Genomic DNA, 15,948 nt, shown 5'->3' with positions numbered 1-15,948 from the left:
AATAGATGAAAAAGCTCCTGCTTCTTGCTTTTCTGACGCTTCCTTGCGCAGCGCCGGCACAGTCGCAGACGGTCAATTTCACGACTGAAGAATACGCGCCTTTCAACTATCGCGACGGCAAGGTGATCAAAGGCGCGACCGTTGAACAAGTCGAAAAGGTCATGGCCGATATCGGCGTCGACTATACCATGGAGTTGCTGCCCTGGGCGCGAGCCTATAGCCTCGCGCAATCACAGCCCATGACCTGCGTTTTTGCCACGGCACATAATGCCCTGCGCGATCCCCTCTTCAAATGGATCGAGCCGCTGCTCGTCGATCGCAATATCTTGATCACGCGGAAAGGATCGGGCGTCGTTGCGAATGACCTCGAGGCGTCCAAGAAATATACCATCGGCACGCAGCGCGAAGACTATACCGAGATGGTGTTGAGGCAAAAGGGCTTCACCAAGCTCGATATCGCCACTGACTTCAATGCCACGCTTCGCAAGCTTCTCGGCGGCCGTATCGACATGATGCCCATTTCAGAGCTTTACTTCGAAAAGCTGAAGGCGGATCAGCCGGTGGAGATGGTCACCATACTCTCCTCACAGCCGATGGGTATCGCCTGTAACAGGGATTTTCCATCCGACCTTCAGGTGCGGATGCAGACCGCCCTCGATAAGCTGATCGCCGACGGCACCCAGAAAGAGATTTTCCTGAAGTATGGGCTGCATCTCGGCAATTAGCGCCGCGCCGTGCCTTTGCGCTTGACTTCCTGCCCGTTTCGCGGTGGTGAAGCGGGCAGCAGGCATTCAAGAAACGGACTGGCCAATGCTGATCATCGCGGGTCTCGGCAATCCCGGAAGCAAATATGCCGGAAACCGTCACAATATCGGCTTCATGGCAGCCGACGCCATCCATCGGCGCCACGGCTTTTCCCCCTGGTCCAAGAAGTTCAAGGCGGAAATTTCGGAAGGCGAGCTTGGGGGCGAAAAGGTGCTGCTGATCAAGCCGCAAACCTACATGAACCTCTCCGGCGAAGCCGTCGGCGAAGCCATGCGTTTCTATAAGCTGCAGCCTTCCGATCTCGTCGCCATCTATGACGAGCTCGACCTGCCACCCGGCAAGGCTCGGCTGAAGATCGGCGGCGGCAATGGTGGCCATAACGGCATCAGGTCGCTCGATGCCCATTGCGGCAAGGATTACCGGCGCCTGCGCCTCGGCATCGGTCACCCTGGCGTCAAGGAACTTGTGCAACACCACGTCCTCGGCGATTTCGCCAAGGCCGACCAGGCTTGGCTGCAGCCGCTCCTGGAAACGCTTGCCGACAATGCCGACATGCTGGTGCGCAAGGAGGATTCGCAGTTGATGAACAAGCTGGCGCTCGCCGTCGGCGGCAAGGCGGAGGCGGAGGCGGAGGCGGACAAGCCGAAGCCCGAAAAGAAGCCGGCAGCGCAATCCCACATCCATCAGGCGCGACACCCGCAGCCTAAGCTGCCTGCGACCGGCCCTATGGCCGAAATGCTGAAGAAGATGTTCGGCAACAAGGGTGAGTAGGCAAGATGCCGAAGCGAGATATCATGATCAAGCCCGCCGGCCCCGACGACTTACAGGCCCTTCTTGATCTCTACCGTCACCTCAATCCCGATGATCCAGCGATCGATCCCGCCTGGGCAAGCGACCGCTTCTCAACCATCCTCGCCCAACCGCGCATGACCATATTTGTCGCGCTGGCCGCCGATATGCCTGTTGCATCCGCTACGCTGATCATCACACCCAATCTCACGCGCAACGGTGCTTCATACGCTCTTGTCGAGAATGTCATTACGCACGCCGATCACCGCAGGAAGGGTTATGCCGGCGCGTTGATCCGTCACGCCTGCGCAACGGCCTGGGAGGAGAATTGCTATAAAGTGATGCTCCTTACCGGTTCAAGGAACCCCGCGACGCTGCGTTTCTACGAAAACTGCGGCTTCATGCGGGATAAGATCGGCTATCAGATCAGGCGCCCCGGCTGATCAAAGCAATTGCAGCTCTTGAAGGCGGTAGAGGAGCAGTTCCCAAAGTGCCTTGGCTCCGTCATCGATCGCCGTTGCCATCAGCATCGAGGCATCCTCTACGAGCAGCATCGTGCCAATGCCGGCAATGACGGCAATGGAGCAGGCAATGCGTAGGTTCTTGAGGCTATCGGACCGATAGTGGCCGGCATCGTCATATTCCGTTCCGAAGAGCATGTCGGAAAGATCATAACCGTCCGAAATGGCCAGATCGATGATCGGCTTGTCCGAAAGCCTGTCCGGATAGACGTTGAACAGCGCACGGACGACATGGCCTATCGCACCGAAGATCGCAAAGAGCGCCGCGGCGACGAAATAATGCCAAGTAGCTGCCTCAGCATGCATGCGCGCCTCCGTCGTGGGCGCAATCTAGCGGCAATTGACGGATAGCGGCTTAAGAAGATTGGTTAAGAAACGCCTATTCTTCGGGTTCCGCCGTAAGCATCAGCGGGAAGCCTGCCTCCTTGGCATAGTCCATCGCCTCCTTGACCTTGGTCTCGGCAATGTCCTTGGCGCAGACGACGACCACGCTGGAGCCCATTTTATGCGCCGTCATCATCACCCGGTATCCCGTCTCCTCGCTCATCCGGAAAACGGCCTTGAGGATCATGACGACGAACTCGCGTGGCGTATAGTCATCGTTGAAAAGAAGAACCTTGTAGAGCTTGGGCTTATCCAGCTTCAGCTTGATCTTCGTTTTCGGCTTTATGGCAACGTCGTTGTCACTCATCGGAAAATCCACCCGTTGATGACATGAGAGGCAGTTTTCTAAATTAGGCAGTTATTGTCGGCTAGGAAATTTCGACACTCCCCTGTCGATTGCGAGCCCCGACTACAGCCTTTCAATCAGGTAAGAGCTCAAGGTCAAGCTCCTCGCCGGGTATTAGACACCAAGATAGCCCAGGATCTCCTTGGGTAAAGGTTACCTGCCCTTTCGGTGAAATCCGCAATATTACGTCTCGAAATCTCCGCGGACAGAAAATAGGCCAGCGTCGCCCGAACGGCAAGTGAGCAGCGGTAAAAGCGGCGGAAGACTTGACCGCATGGCTCCTTTATCCCATAGGCAAGGCAACGATTTCAGCGAATACGGACATCCAGTCATGGGCTTCAAATGCGGTATCGTCGGTCTGCCGAATGTCGGCAAGTCGACACTCTTCAACGCGCTCACCAAGACGGCAGCAGCGCAGGCGGCGAACTATCCCTTCTGTACCATCGAGCCGAACACCGGCGAAGTCGCCGTTCCCGATCCACGGATGCAGAAGCTCGCCTCGATCGCCGGCTCGAAGGAAATCATCCCAACCCGCATTTCCTTCGTCGATATCGCCGGTCTGGTGCGCGGCGCGTCCAAGGGCGAAGGCCTCGGCAACAAGTTCCTCGCCAACATCCGCGAAGTCGATGCCGTCGTGCATGTGCTGCGCTGCTTCGAGGATGACGACATCACCCATGTCGAAGGCCGCATCAATCCGGTCAGCGACGCCGAAACCATCGAAACCGAGCTGATGCTTGCCGACCTTGAAAGTCTCGAGCGCCGCGTCGAGCAAACCCGCAAACGCGCCGCCTCCAAGGACAAGGACTCGCTGACCCAGCTTCCCGTCATGGAAGCGGTGATCAAGCTCCTCAACGAAGGCAAGCCGGCCCGTTTATTGTTGAAGACGCTCGGCGCGGACGAAATCGAAGTTCTGAAGGGCCTGAACCTTCTGACGTCCCATCCGGTGCTCTACGTCTGCAACGTCGCGGAAGCCGACGCAGCAACAGGCAACGAACATACCGAGGCTGTTGCCGAGATGGCGAAAGCCCAAGGCGCCGAATGCGTGACCATCTCGGCCGCGATCGAGTCTGAAGTGGCGCAACTGCCAGAAGAAGAAAGCAAGGAATTCCTCTCCGCACTTGGTCTCGAAGAGGCCGGCCTCGATCGCCTAATCCGTGCGGGCTATCACCTGCTCGACTTGATCACCTATTTCACCGTCGGCCCCAAAGAGACCCGCGCTTGGACGATCGTGCGCGGCACCAAGGCACCGGCCGCTGCCGGCGTCATCCACACGGATTTCGAACGCGGCTTCATCCGTGCCTTCACTATCGGCTATAACGACTACATCGCGCTCGGCGGCGAAACCGGCGCCAAGGACGCGGGCAAAGCCCGCGATGAAGGCAAGGAATACGTGGTTCAGGACGGCGACGTGATCCACTTCCGCTTCAATACCTGATTGGCAGCACGGCCGAGGGAGGACGAGGCCAGATGAAGCTAGTTTTTGAAGACTTCGAGCCGGGCCGCAGCTTTGCGCTGGGCCCTGTCGCCGTGACGGCGCAGGAAATCATTGAGTTCGCAACCGAATTCGACCCGCAGCCGATGCATTTGGACGAGATGGCCGGACGCGCCAGTATCCTTGGCGGGCTCGCGGCTTCCGGCTGGCATACGTCCGCGCTCTTCATGCGCATGATGGCCTATGGTTTTCTGCTGAATTCACATTCCCAGGGCGCACCCGGCATCGACGTGATGGAATGGAGGAAACCCGTGCTTGCCGGCGACACGCTGTCCGGGCGTTCGACGGTGCTGGAATCCCGCGCCATGCGCTCGCGGCCCGGCATCGGCATCGCCCGCTTCAAGCATGAGGTCCACAATCAGCAGGGCGATCTGGTCTGCTACTGCGAAAACTGGATCATGTTCAGCATGCGCGACACAGCGGAGACAAACCCATGAGGATGGCGGAGCTTTATACGATCGGCGAAAAGGCCGCGATCGGCGGCTATACCTTTACCGAGGAGCGGATCATCCATTTCGCCACGCGCTTCGATCCGCAGCGCTTCCATGTCGACAAGGAAGCCGCCAGGACGACGCTCTTCGGCAATCTGTGCGCCTCGGGCTGGCATACATGTGCCGCCTGGATGCGAACTTTCCTGGATTACTGGGAAAAGGAAACCGCGCGACTTGCCAGGGAGGGCGTCGCCCCACCGAAGCTCGGCCCTTCGCCCGGCTTCCAGAAGTTGCAATGGCTGCGTCCGGTCTTCGTCGACGAGACGGTCAGCTATTCGGTGACCTTGCTTGCCAGCCGGCCTCTCACATCCCGGCCGGGCTGGTTCCTCAATTCGATCCTCAACGAAGGCGTCAACCAAGACGGCACGCCTGTCATCCGCTTCGAGGGCAGCGTGCTCGAATTCGAGTAAAGCCGGGTCTCAGTGCCCGGCGAATTCGACCAGCGTGTGGACGTTCACGCCGAGCTCATCGAGCTTTCTGCGGCCGCCGAGATCCGGCAGATCGATGACGAAGCATGCACCGACGACTTCCGCGCCCATCTGGCGAAGTAGCTTCGTCGCGCCGACGGCGGTCCCGCCGGTTGCAATCAGATCGTCCACGAGAATGACCTTCTCGCCCGGCTGAACCGCATCCCGGTGCATCTCCATCTCGTCGACGCCATATTCCAGGCTGTAGGCGATCCGCACGGTATCATGCGGCAGCTTGCCCTTCTTGCGGATTGGCACGAAGCCTGCCGAAAGCTGATGCGCCACGGCGCCGCCGAGAATGAAGCCGCGCGCTTCCATGCCGGCGATCTTGTCGATCTTCAGGCCCGCATAAGGCTGCACCAGCTCATCCACAGCGCGGCGAAACGCCCGCGGATTGCCGAGCAGCGTCGTAATGTCGCGAAAGATAATGCCGGGCTTCGGATAGTCCGGGATGGAGCGGATGCTAACCGCAAGCTCCGAGGCAATATTGTTCATGGAAAGTCCGTCTGTCTGCGAGGGCATTTAGTCGGTCGCACCCTATCAACTGACTGGCATGGAACCAACAAAAAAGGCGGCCCGAAAGCCGCCTTTTGCTTATTGAGCTGGAACCGCTCAGTGCTCCTTGTTGGCATAGACCGAGCGCTTCGTCAGGAAGATGAGACCCGAGAAGATCAGCAGGAACACGATGACCATGAAGCCGGTGCTCTTGCGCTCTTCGAGGTGCGGCTCTGCGGCCCACATCAGGAAAGCCGAGACATCCTTGGAATACTGATCGACGGTCTGCGGCGTGCCGTCGTCATAGGTCACCTGATCGTCGGAGAGCGGCTTCGGCATCGCGAAGGCCGCGGCAGCGTTGAAGTAAGGGTTGTAATGCGCGCCCTCCGGAACCTGGAAACCCGCCGGCGGCTCTTCATAGCCGGTCAGCAGCGAGTAGATATAGTCCGGTCCGCCTTCCTGATACTGCGTGAAGATATCGAAGACGAACTGCGGGAAGCCGCGGGTTATTCCGCGGGCCTTCGCGATCAGCGAGAAATCCGGCGGGGCCGCGCCATTGTTCGCAGCGGCAGCGGCCTGGGCGTTGGCGTATGGCGAGGGGAAATGATCCGAAGGGATAGCCTTGCGTGTGAACATCTCACCGGCAGAATCCGGGCCATCTTGAACGTCGTAATTCGCGGCGAAAGCCTTGACCTGCGCCTCGGAGTAGCCGAGTTCGCCGAGCATGCGGAAGGGAACCAGGCTCATCGAGTGGCAGGCGGAACAGACTTCCGTATAGACCTTCAGGCCGCGCTGCAGCTGGCCCTTGTCATAATGGCCGAACGGGCCGGCGAAACTCCAGTCCTGCTCCCGCGGGTGCTTCAGCGGATAGTGCGGCGTGGCGCCTTCCTCGTGCTCGGCCGGAGCGGCGCCCTCGCCATGCGTCGCTTCCTGTGCGAATGCAGCAGTTCCGAGGAGAGCTGCGACTGCGAGCGGCAGAATGCTTGCAACAAGCTTTTTCATCGTTCTATTCCTTCCGCTCGCTTATGCCTTGACCGTAGCAATTTGTTGATTGCGCTTTTCCAGCACGGCTTCGGTGATCGAGTTTGGAATGCGGCGCGGTGTCTCGACGAGACCAAGCACTGGCATAGCGACCAGGAAGAAAGCAAAGTAAAGCAGCGTGCAGATCTGCGAGATCAGGACGAAAGCACCTTCCGCCGGCTGGGAACCGAGCCAGCCGAGGATGATCGCATTGATCACGAACAGCCAGTAGAACATCTTGTACCACGGGCGGTAGACAGCAGAGCGGACCTTCGACGTGTCGAGCCATGGCAGGAAGAACAGCACGATGATCGCGCCGAACATCACAAGGACGCCGCCGAGCTTGGAATCGATCGGACCGATGTTGAAGGTGATCGAGCGCAGCATCGCGTAGAACGGCAGGAAGTACCATTCCGGAACGATGTGCGCCGGCGTCTTCAGCGGGTCAGCCGGGATATAATTGTCCGGATGGCCGAGGAAATTCGGCATGTAGAAGACGAAGTAGGCGTAGACCAGCAGGAAGATCGAAACGCCGAGTGCGTCCTTGAGGGTCGCATAGGGCGTGAAGTGAACGGTGTCCGTCTTGGTCTTGACCTCGACGCCGGTAGGGTTCGTCTGGCCGGTCACGTGCAGCGCCCAGATATGCAGCACGACAACGCCTGCGATGATGAAGGGCAGCAGGTAGTGCAGCGAGAAGAAGCGGTTGAGCGTCGGATTTTCAACGGCAAAACCGCCGAGCAGAAACTGCTGCACCCATTCGCCGACCAGCGGGAAGGCCGAGAAGAAGCCGGTGATGACGGTCGCGCCCCAGAAGGACATCTGGCCCCAGGGAAGAACGTAGCCCATGAAGCCGGTCGCCATCATCAGCAGATAGATGAGAACGCCGAGGATCCAGAGGATTTCGCGCGGCGCCTTGTAGGAGCCGTAGTAAAGTCCGCGGGCAATATGCAGGTAGACCGCGACGAAGAAGAAGGATGCGCCGTTGGCATGCATATAGCGCAGCAGCCAGCCGTGGTTGACGTCGCGCATGATTTTTTCGACGGCATTGAAGGCGACCGAGGTCTCGGCAGCGTAATGCATGGCGAGCACAACGCCGGTCAGGATCTGCACGACCAGCATCACCGAAAGCATTGCGCCGAAGGTATAGGCATAGTTCAGGTTACGCGGAACCGGATATGCAACGAAGCTGTCGTAGACCATGCGCGGCAGCGGCAGGCGCGCATCGATCCACTTCTCGAGGCCGGTTGATGGCTCGTAGCTGGAATGGCCACTCATAAATCAGTCTCCCCTCAACCGATCTTGATCACTGTATCGGAAACGAACGAATAGGTCGGAATCGGCAGGTTCGTCGGCGCCGGTCCTTTACGGATGCGGCCGGCCGTGTCGTAGACCGAGCCATGGCAGGGACAGAACCAACCGTTGTATTCGCCGGCCTGTCCGAGCGGCACGCAACCGAGATGCGTGCACGAACCGATCATGACGATCCAGTTTTCCTTGTCCTTGCCGGCAGAGCGGTCGACACCGGTTGCCTGCGCTTCGGCCGGAAGGTTCTCGTTGCGTGCGATCGGATCCTTGAGATCCGAAAGCGGAACCTCGTCGGCAGCCTTCACTTCCTCGGGCGTACGGTTGCGGATGAAGACCGGCTTGCCGCGCCACTTGGCGGTCAGCGACATGCCCGGCCCAAGGCTCGATACGTCGACTTCGATGGAAGCAAGAGCGAGCGTGGACGCATCCGGACGCATCTGATCGATGAACGGCCAAGCGACCGCCGCAGCGCCGACGGCGCCTGCCATACCGGTGGTGAGATAAAGGAAATCACGGCGCGTGGGCTCCCCTGAAGCCTCGCTTGTCGTTTCGTGTTCGCTCACGGCTAAACCATCCTCTGCGCAATTTTCGCGGAATTCCGCACTGCCCCTCTAAGCGGCGAATCTACATAGACACAATTCGGCCTTAGATTCCCCGCCAATCCGGCGCGTTCTATGCTTGATCGCAAATTATGTCCAGCCTTGACAATAGTATGAGGGCACAATGTCGCGGGTATTTTCAGATGATCTTTTTACCGCAATCCCCGGGATTCAGCGGATCGGAGCCTAGCTGGCGGACGCTTGTCTAAACGGCTCTCGCCTCGCGCCCGGGCATATCTTCGCCTGCACCGAGGAAGCCGCCGGACTGGCGCGCCCATAGCTCGGCATAAAGTCCGCCTCTTTCGACCAGGGATTTATGCGTGCCTTCTTCGATGATTCGGCCGCGATCGACAACAATTAGCCGATCGAGCGCGGCAATTGTCGAAAGGCGGTGAGCGATGGCCAGCACGGTCTTCCCCTCCATGATCCGGCTGAGATTGGATTGGATCACCTCTTCCACCTCGGAATCGAGCGCCGAGGTCGCCTCGTCGAGCACCAGGATCGGTGCATCCTTCAGCATGAGGCGCGCGATTGCGATGCGTTGCCGCTGCCCGCCGGAAAGCTTCACGCCGCGCTCGCCGACATGCGCATCGAAACCCTTGCGCCCCTGCTGATCGTGCAGGCGCTCGATGAAGCCGAGCGCCTCTGCCCGCCGTGCGGCATCGAGCAGCCGTTCCTCGTCCGCATCGGGCCGGCCGAAGAGGATGTTGTCCCTGACCGAACGGTGCAGCAGCGACGTATCCTGGCTGACGACGCCGATCTGCATGCGCAGTGACTCCTGGCTGACCCCAGCAATATCCTGGCCATCGACAAGGATGCGCCCACCTTCAATGTCGTAGAGGCGCAGCAACAGATTGACCAGCGTCGACTTGCCGGCACCGGAGCGCCCGACGATCCCGACCTTCTCGCCGGGTGCGACGGTGAGCGAGAAATTCTCGATGACACCATTGCCCCGGCCGTAATGGAAGCAGACGTTTTCGAAGCGGATGCCGGGTTCCCGGACGATAAGATCGGGAGCATCGGGCCGATCGACGAGACCAAGCGGCTGCGAGATCAATTCGGCAGCATTCTGGATCGTACCCAGATTGCGCATGATGCCGTTGAACTGCGTCATCAGGCGCCCAAGAAGAAAGTTGAGGCGCAGGACGAGAGCCAGCGAAAAAGCGACGGAACCGGAACTCACCAGCCCGCGCAGCCACAGATCGACGCTTAATCCGCCCATCGTTACGATCATCAGGCCGGAAAGCAGCGCCATGGAGGCACGCACACCGGTAATGAACCGGGTAAAGCGCAGTACGGTATCCTGATAGATATCGAAACCCTGGCGCATGTAGCGATCGCTCTCCTCGTCACGAGCGAAAAGCTTCAGCGTCTGGATGTTGCTGTAGGAATCGACCATGCGGCCGTTGAGCATCGAGGCGGCTTCCGCAGTCTCGCGCGAGTGATAGCGGATGCGCGGCACGAAATAGCGGGCAAGGACGCCGAAGGCAGCGAGCCAGAACAGCACGACGGCCGCAAGCGAAAAATCGAGCTGAGCCACCAGCACCAGTGTCGTCGCCGCGTAGATTCCGACGAACCAGACGCTCTCCATGAGCGAGGTGACGAGATCACCCACCGCCTGGCCGGCCGACCAGACCTTCGTCACGATCCGCCCGGAAAAATCGCTCTGGAAAAAATGCAGCGATTGGCGCGAGACGTGGAGATAGGATTGCCAGCGCGCGAGATTGTAAAAACCCGGCGTGATGACCTGCTGATCGACGAGCGCGATGAGGAAGACCACTACGAAACGGACAAAGCCGATCAAAGCGAGCATTCCGAAGAGCTCGCTGCCATGTGCAGCAAGCATTTCGCTCCAGCCAACGCCCGGCCTGACGGTGCTCAAAATATCGACCAGCCGTCCGACGAACCAGAAAAGCGCCGCCTCGATCGCCGCCGACATGCCGCCGAGGACAAGCATCGCGACGAAGGGCCATTTTGCCTGGCCGATGTAGAACCAGATGAAGCCGACCGTCGAACGCGGCGGCTGGATGTTGCCGCGCCGGCGGAACGGATCGACCCAGTGTTCAAACAGATTGAGTATCGGGCGCAGGAGCATCATTGCGTTATAGTCCGAGACAACCCTGCGGCAAAGGGAATGGAGGGCGGACACAACCTTATATTTTGGTAATTTTCGGTAACATCGGCGGCATCCGTGTTGAATGTCGCTGACCTCGTCGCGATCTCGGAGTACAATGCCCGCTTATCGGAGAAATACCGTCATGGAAACGAGGGTGCTCGCGTCGCATATTCCGCTTCCGCTTGCGGACAGACTCGATGAAACCGCAGCCCAACTCGGCATATCGCGCGACACGATCGTCAGCGAGGCAGTTGCCGCATGGCTCGACAACGAGGAAGAGCGCCGCCTGACGGCACTCCGCACGATGGCAGGCGCCATCGTCGTGGTCGAGCGTCACAGGGTAAGAGACTGGGCAGACAGCCTTTGAACCGGCAACGGCTCTTTTAGGAATCAACCGTGCCTGCGGCTGCTCGCGTCGACCGTGCAAAACGCGAATAATGCTGCGATCGGCAGCAAGGTAATAGGCTCGAATCACTTCGAAATTCGCGATGGGCAGCGAGATCGGTTGCGTTGATGTAGCCCCTTGCTCTCCCGATCGGATAACAGGGCTTCTTAACTAGTCTCAACAGTTAAGAAGCCCTCCCCGCTTTCGCCGGGAGGGCCTTTCGCTTACTCCGCCGCTTCCTCGGCTTCTTGCGAATGATCGGCGAGGAAGCCGCCGGACTGGCGGGTCCACAGATCGGCATATATGCCGCCCTGACTGACGAGATCGGCGTGCGAACCGGCCTCGATGATCCGGCCCTTGTCGAGCACGATCAGGCGGTCCATCTCCGTCAGCGTCGACAGGCGATGGGCGATCGCGATCACCGTCTTGCCTTCCATCAGCGCGAAGAGGTTCTCCTGGATCGCCGCTTCCACTTCGGAATCGAGCGCCGAGGTCGCCTCGTCGAGCACCAGGATCGGCGCGTCCTTCAGGAACACCCGGGCGATCGCAACGCGCTGGCGCTGGCCACCGGAGAGCTTCACGCCGCGCTCGCCGACCTGCGCGTCGAGTCCCTTGCGGCCCTGCATGTCGACAAGCCCTTCGATGAACTCCCAGGCATTTGCCCGCTTCGCAGCCTCGATCACATCCGCGTCCGTCGCATCCGGACGGCCGTAGGCGATGTTGTCGCGGATCGAGCGGTGCAGCAGCGACGTATCCTGCGTCACCACGCCGATCAGCGAGCGGAGGCTTTCCTGCGACACCTGCGAGATATCCTGGCCGTCGATGGTGATGCGGCCAGCTTCCAGATCGTAGAAGCGCAGCAGCAGGTTCATCAACGTCGTCTTACCGGCGCCGGAGCGGCCGACGAGGCCAACCTTCTCACCCGCCTTGATGTCGAGCGACAGGTTATCGATGACGCCCTTGCCCTTGCCGTAGTGGAAGCGGATCCGGTCGTAATGGATCGCACCCTTCTTCGCCTGCATCGGCGGAGCATCGGGCTTGTCGGTGATGTCGTGATTCTTCGTCATCATCTCCATGCCGTCATAGACCGTGCCGATGTTTTCAAAGAGCGCCGATACCTCCCACATGATCCATTGCGACATGCCGTTGACGCGCATCGCAAGGCCGATCGCGATGGCGATCGCGCCGACCGAAATCTGGCCATTCAGCCAGAACCAGATCGACAGGCCCGAGATGACGAAGAGCGCCACGCAGTTGTTGATATAGACGCACACGTGGAACAGCGTGACGCGACGCATCTGCTGGTGCACTGTCTGCAGGAATTCGTCCATGCCGGCCTTGGCATAGCCTTCCTCCCTGCCCGCATGCGAGAAGAGCTTGACGGTCGCAATGTTCGTGTAGCTGTCGACCACCCGGCCCGTCATCATCGAGCGCGCATCCGCCTGCTGCGCCGCGATCCTGCGCAGCCGGGGCACGAAATACGACACGATGCTGACATAGATGGCAAGCCAGACCAGGATCGGCACCATCAGCCGCCAGTCTGCCGCTGCGATCACGATGATCATCGTCAGGAAGTACGTGACGACATAGACGAAGACGTCGAGGATCTTCATCGTTGTTTCACGAACGGCAAGCGAGGTCTGCATTACCTTGGTCGCAACGCGTCCGGCAAACTCGTTGGCAAAGAAGGTCATGCTGTGGCGCAGCAGGAAGCGGTGCATCTGCCAGCGCGCGATCATCGGGTAGTTTCCGAGCAGGACCTGATGCATGATAAGTGAATCGAGCCCAGCCGCCAGCGGCAGGCCGACGAGGATCAAAGCCGCCATCCAGGCAAGCTTGTGCCATTCGCTCTGCAGGAACGTCGCCTTGTCAGCATTCGTAAGCCAATCGACGATATCGCCGAGGAACTGGAAGAGTGCCACTTCGCCGATCGCAATCAGCGCCGTCAGCACGGCCATGGCTGCAAGCCAGGGCGCCGCAGGCTTCGTATAGTGCCAGCAGAAGGCAAAAAGACCTTTCGGGGGAACGACAGGCTCCTCACTCGGAAAGGGGTTCAGTCGCTGTTCGAACCAGCTAAACATGAAAAGTGCTCCGGAACTTCACCGTTCCACCTCCCGGCCCCTGCAAAACGCACTAAGGCACATATGGGAACCGGACGTTCGAGGGGCGAGGCCACGACAGCCGCGCAATGGATCAAACATGGGGAATTTTAGAAAGCTTGCGCTCAGGAGCGCGAGATCGCCGCGCTTGGTATCGCGGCTGGAAGGCGCGTAAGCATCAGAATATTCATGTCGGCCCTCCCTAGCTGGCGATTGAAGACGCGCACCTATAACGCGAAAATTGCGAAATTTCCAGTCCAAAGTCGGCAAAATTGAACAATTCAGGGTCAAAGGGTGGCCTGTTGCGCCGAAATCACAGTTGAACTAGGTGTCGTTGCCTTAGAAGCAAGATGGAACTTCGTATGGCCGATCTCAGACTGGCGCTCTATCAGCCCGACATCCCCGGCAATACCGGCACGATCCTGCGTCTTGCCGCCTGCTTCGGAGTTGGTGTCGACATCATCGAGCCCGCCGGCTTCGACATTTCCGACCGCAATCTGAAACGCGCCGGCATGGACTATATCGCAGCCGTTGCGCTCACCCGTCATGCCAGTTGGGATCGCTTCGAGGAATGGCGGGCGCAAACGGGCCGTCGCATCGTGCTCGCCTCCACCAAGGCATCGGTCCGATACACGGACTTCGCTTTCCGGCCGGACGACATTTTACTGTTTGGCCGCGAAAGCGCAGGCGTTCCGGATCATGTTCATGAAAAAGCCGACGGGCGTATCCTGATCCCGATGGTCGAGGGCCAGCGCTCGATCAATGTCGCCGTCTCCGCCGCGATGATCGCCGGCGAGGCTATGCGCCAGACCGTCTGGCGTTGATTTCGCCTCTAAGCGACCTCGCGAAGCCTCGCCATGATATGTCGCAAACGGCGTTGTGCTATCCAGGAACAGGCGTATTATAATTAGCCGGACAATCAAAAAGTGAGAACCAGGCCGCGATTTCAAAGAGATGGCAATGCGCTGAGACACCCAATGCGCGGCATTGCGCCGGCCGTGAACGAGAAGAAAAGACCCGCAGGGAATGGAATCCACGATCGTCATGATAAACCTGTTCGGCGCGGTAGCCCTGCTGCTGTTCGGCCTCGCGCAGGTGAAGGAGGGTGTGTCGCGGGCCTTCGGTGCGCGGCTGCGAACAGGTCTTGCGACGGGCACGCGAGGCGGCTTGCGCTCCTTCGTTTCAGGCTTCGTCGCAACGCTGGCATTGCAAAGCTCCACGGCGACGGCGCTGATGGTCGCCTCCTTCGTCGAGCGCGAACTGGTGAAGCCACGCATGGCGCAGATCGTCCTGCTCGGTGCCAATGTCGGCACGGCCGTCACAGCCTGGATCGTCGCGACCGGTATCGAATGGCTGTCGCCGCTCGTCATCCTCGCGGGTATCATCCTCTATCGCAGCGGCTCGACCGCACGCCAAGGTGGTGGCACCGCACTGATCGGCATCGGCCTGATGCTCTTGTCTCTGCATCTCTTGAGCGGCGCGACAGAGCCTATGCGCCAATCGCCCGCGCTTGCCGCCTTTATCGGCCTGCTCGACAACGCCTGGCCGGTGGCGCTTGCGTTCGCTGCCGGCATTGCCTTCATCTCCTCGTCGAGCCTTGCCGCCGTTGTCCTGATCCTTTCCCTGGCGTCGACCGGTATTCTCTCGGCGGGTTTGGTCATCGTTCTCGTCCTGGGCGCCAATGTCGGCGGCGCAATTCCACCGGTCGTCGCTTCGCTTGGCGGACCTACCTCGGCAAAGCGCGTTACGCTTGGCAACTTGATCGTGCGTGCCGCCGGCTGTGTGATCGCGCTCCCGCTTGCCGGCTACGGCGCCGAACTTCTGGAAATGCTGCCGCTCGATCCCGCCAAGCTGCCGGTCGATGCGCATCTCGGCTTCAACCTGATCCTCGCCGCTGTCGCCTGGCCGTTCTCGCGCCTGTTGTCGCAGCTGATGCTGCGTCTCGTTCCGGAGGAAGCACAAACCGACAATGCGCCGAAATATCTCGACCCGCACGAGCTGTCGACGCCCGTCGTGGCGCTTGCGAGCGCCACTCGCGAAGTCCTCGGCGTCGGCGACCTTATAGAACGCATGCTGATCCGAGCCTCCGACGCCTTCGAGCAGAACGACCTGACGAAGCTCAAGGAAATTCCCACGCTCGAAAAGCGGGTCGATAGCCTGCAACAGGAAGTGAAGGTCTATCTTTCCAAGCTCGGCCGCGAGGGCCTGAGTGAAGAGAACGGCCGCCACTCGATCATCATCATCGACTACGCGATCAACCTCGAGCATATCGGCGATATCATTGAAAAGGGCTTGCTGCCGCAAATCAGCAAAAAGGCTTCGCTCGGCCTGCGGTTTTCCGACGACGGTTACCAGGAGCTCAAGAAGCTCTTCCATTTGACGATCGACAACCTGCGGATCGCGCAAACGATCTTCGTGACGCGCGACTTCAATCTCGCCAAACAGATGATGGAAGTGAAGGTCGAAGTCCGCAGGATGGAGAAGCAATCCGCCGAACGCCACCTTGAACGCCTGCGCGAGGGCTACGCCGACAGCCTGCAGACGAGTTCACTGCATCTCGATATGCTGCGCGATCTGAAACGCATCAACGCCCATATCGTCTCGGTCGCGCATCCGATCCTCGACGAGAGCGGATTGCTCATCGAGAGCCGCCTGCGCACGCCTGCGCAATGAC

Annotated in this window: 17 protein-coding genes; 9 read left to right on the top strand and 8 right to left on the bottom strand. The window is 59.6% G+C overall.

Annotated features, from left to right (window positions below):
• Window positions 1-5: 5 nt before the first annotated feature.
• The 3 genes from A3C3_RS0108690 to A3C3_RS0108680 all read left to right on the top strand — a co-directional run bounded on the left by A3C3_RS0108690 (window position 6) and on the right by A3C3_RS0108680 (window position 1,997).
• The gene (locus tag A3C3_RS0108690) at window positions 6-725 is read left to right on the top strand and encodes a substrate-binding periplasmic protein (protein WP_022714217.1); all 720 of its coding nucleotides are present in this window, start codon (window positions 6-8) and stop codon (window positions 723-725) included.
• An 85-nt stretch (window positions 726-810) separates the two neighbouring features.
• Complete coding sequence (gene pth / locus A3C3_RS0108685) at window positions 811-1,536, top strand: aminoacyl-tRNA hydrolase (RefSeq protein WP_022714216.1); 726 nt, start codon at window positions 811-813, stop codon at window positions 1,534-1,536.
• 5 nt (window positions 1,537-1,541) lie between these two features.
• Window positions 1,542-1,997 carry a GNAT family N-acetyltransferase gene (locus tag A3C3_RS0108680; protein ID WP_022714215.1) on the top strand — a complete coding sequence of 152 codons (456 nt, stop codon included), beginning with the start codon at window positions 1,542-1,544 and terminating at the stop codon, window positions 1,995-1,997.
• On the opposite strand, the gene A3C3_RS0108675 is transcribed toward A3C3_RS0108680, so the two are convergent.
• On the bottom strand, window positions 1,998-2,381 hold the full coding sequence (locus tag A3C3_RS0108675) for a hypothetical protein (protein WP_022714214.1): 384 nt from the start codon (window positions 2,379-2,381) through the stop codon (window positions 1,998-2,000).
• A 73-nt stretch (window positions 2,382-2,454) separates the two neighbouring features.
• On the bottom strand, window positions 2,455-2,766 hold the full coding sequence (gene clpS / locus A3C3_RS0108670) for an ATP-dependent Clp protease adapter ClpS (protein WP_022714213.1): 312 nt from the start codon (window positions 2,764-2,766) through the stop codon (window positions 2,455-2,457).
• A gap of 370 nt (window positions 2,767-3,136) precedes the next feature.
• On the opposite strand from clpS, the gene ychF reads away from it, so the two are divergent.
• The 3 genes from ychF to A3C3_RS0108655 are packed head-to-tail and all read left to right on the top strand — an operon-like array spanning window position 3,137 to window position 5,198.
• Window positions 3,137-4,240 (top strand): redox-regulated ATPase YchF, encoded by a 1,104-nt coding sequence (ychF, locus tag A3C3_RS0108665; RefSeq protein ID WP_028739504.1) that lies wholly within the window; start codon window positions 3,137-3,139, stop codon window positions 4,238-4,240.
• A 32-nt stretch (window positions 4,241-4,272) separates the two neighbouring features.
• Window positions 4,273-4,734: a MaoC family dehydratase gene (locus A3C3_RS0108660; protein ID WP_022714211.1), complete on the top strand. Its 462-nt coding sequence runs from the start codon at window positions 4,273-4,275 to the stop codon at window positions 4,732-4,734.
• Complete coding sequence (locus A3C3_RS0108655) at window positions 4,731-5,198, top strand: MaoC family dehydratase (RefSeq protein ID WP_022714210.1); 468 nt, start codon at window positions 4,731-4,733, stop codon at window positions 5,196-5,198. Before A3C3_RS0108660 ends, A3C3_RS0108655 begins: the two co-directional genes overlap by 4 nt.
• Before the next feature lie 9 nt (window positions 5,199-5,207).
• On the opposite strand, the gene A3C3_RS0108650 is transcribed toward A3C3_RS0108655, so the two are convergent.
• From A3C3_RS0108650 to A3C3_RS0108630, 5 genes are all read right to left on the bottom strand, one after another.
• Entirely contained in the window at window positions 5,208-5,750 is a 543-nt protein-coding gene (locus tag A3C3_RS0108650; protein ID WP_028739503.1) for an adenine phosphoribosyltransferase, read from the bottom strand.
• Between the two features lie 117 nt (window positions 5,751-5,867).
• Window positions 5,868-6,752, bottom strand: a complete 885-nt coding sequence (locus tag A3C3_RS0108645) for a cytochrome c1 (protein WP_022714208.1) — start codon at window positions 6,750-6,752, stop codon at window positions 5,868-5,870.
• A gap of 21 nt (window positions 6,753-6,773) precedes the next feature.
• Window positions 6,774-8,045 carry a cytochrome b gene (locus tag A3C3_RS0108640; RefSeq protein WP_022714207.1) on the bottom strand — a complete coding sequence of 424 codons (1,272 nt, stop codon included), beginning with the start codon at window positions 8,043-8,045 and terminating at the stop codon, window positions 6,774-6,776.
• 14 nt (window positions 8,046-8,059) lie between these two features.
• Window positions 8,060-8,638, bottom strand: a complete 579-nt coding sequence (petA, locus tag A3C3_RS0108635; protein WP_022714206.1) for a ubiquinol-cytochrome c reductase iron-sulfur subunit — start codon at window positions 8,636-8,638, stop codon at window positions 8,060-8,062.
• Between the two features lie 241 nt (window positions 8,639-8,879).
• Window positions 8,880-10,769 carry an ABC transporter ATP-binding protein gene (locus tag A3C3_RS0108630; protein ID WP_028739502.1) on the bottom strand — a complete coding sequence of 630 codons (1,890 nt, stop codon included), beginning with the start codon at window positions 10,767-10,769 and terminating at the stop codon, window positions 8,880-8,882.
• A gap of 163 nt (window positions 10,770-10,932) precedes the next feature.
• Between A3C3_RS0108630 and A3C3_RS0108625 the strand changes: the two genes are divergently transcribed.
• A complete protein-coding gene (locus tag A3C3_RS0108625; protein ID WP_028739501.1) occupies window positions 10,933-11,157 on the top strand; it encodes a ribbon-helix-helix domain-containing protein in 225 nt (74 codons plus the stop codon).
• Window positions 11,158-11,399: 242 nt separating this feature from the next.
• Here the strand turns inward: A3C3_RS0108625 and A3C3_RS0108620 are convergent, their stop codons facing one another.
• Window positions 11,400-13,256, bottom strand: a complete 1,857-nt coding sequence (locus A3C3_RS0108620; RefSeq protein WP_022714204.1) for an ABC transporter ATP-binding protein — start codon at window positions 13,254-13,256, stop codon at window positions 11,400-11,402.
• A gap of 380 nt (window positions 13,257-13,636) precedes the next feature.
• Here A3C3_RS0108620 and A3C3_RS0108615 point away from each other — a divergent pair, with 380 nt between their 5' ends.
• Both A3C3_RS0108615 and A3C3_RS0108610 read left to right on the top strand, forming a co-directional pair.
• Complete coding sequence (locus A3C3_RS0108615; protein WP_022714203.1) at window positions 13,637-14,098, top strand: tRNA (cytidine(34)-2'-O)-methyltransferase; 462 nt, start codon at window positions 13,637-13,639, stop codon at window positions 14,096-14,098.
• A gap of 202 nt (window positions 14,099-14,300) precedes the next feature.
• Window positions 14,301-15,947 carry a Na/Pi cotransporter family protein gene (locus A3C3_RS0108610; protein WP_022714202.1) on the top strand — a complete coding sequence of 549 codons (1,647 nt, stop codon included), beginning with the start codon at window positions 14,301-14,303 and terminating at the stop codon, window positions 15,945-15,947.
• The last annotated feature ends 1 nt before the right edge of the window (window position 15,948 follow it).

This window comes from Rhizobium mongolense USDA 1844 (assembly GCF_000419765.1).
Taxonomy (GTDB): domain Bacteria; phylum Pseudomonadota; class Alphaproteobacteria; order Rhizobiales; family Rhizobiaceae; genus Rhizobium; species Rhizobium mongolense.
The sequence above is the reverse complement of the archived record's forward strand: the minus strand, read 5'-3'. Positions and strand labels throughout refer to the sequence as shown.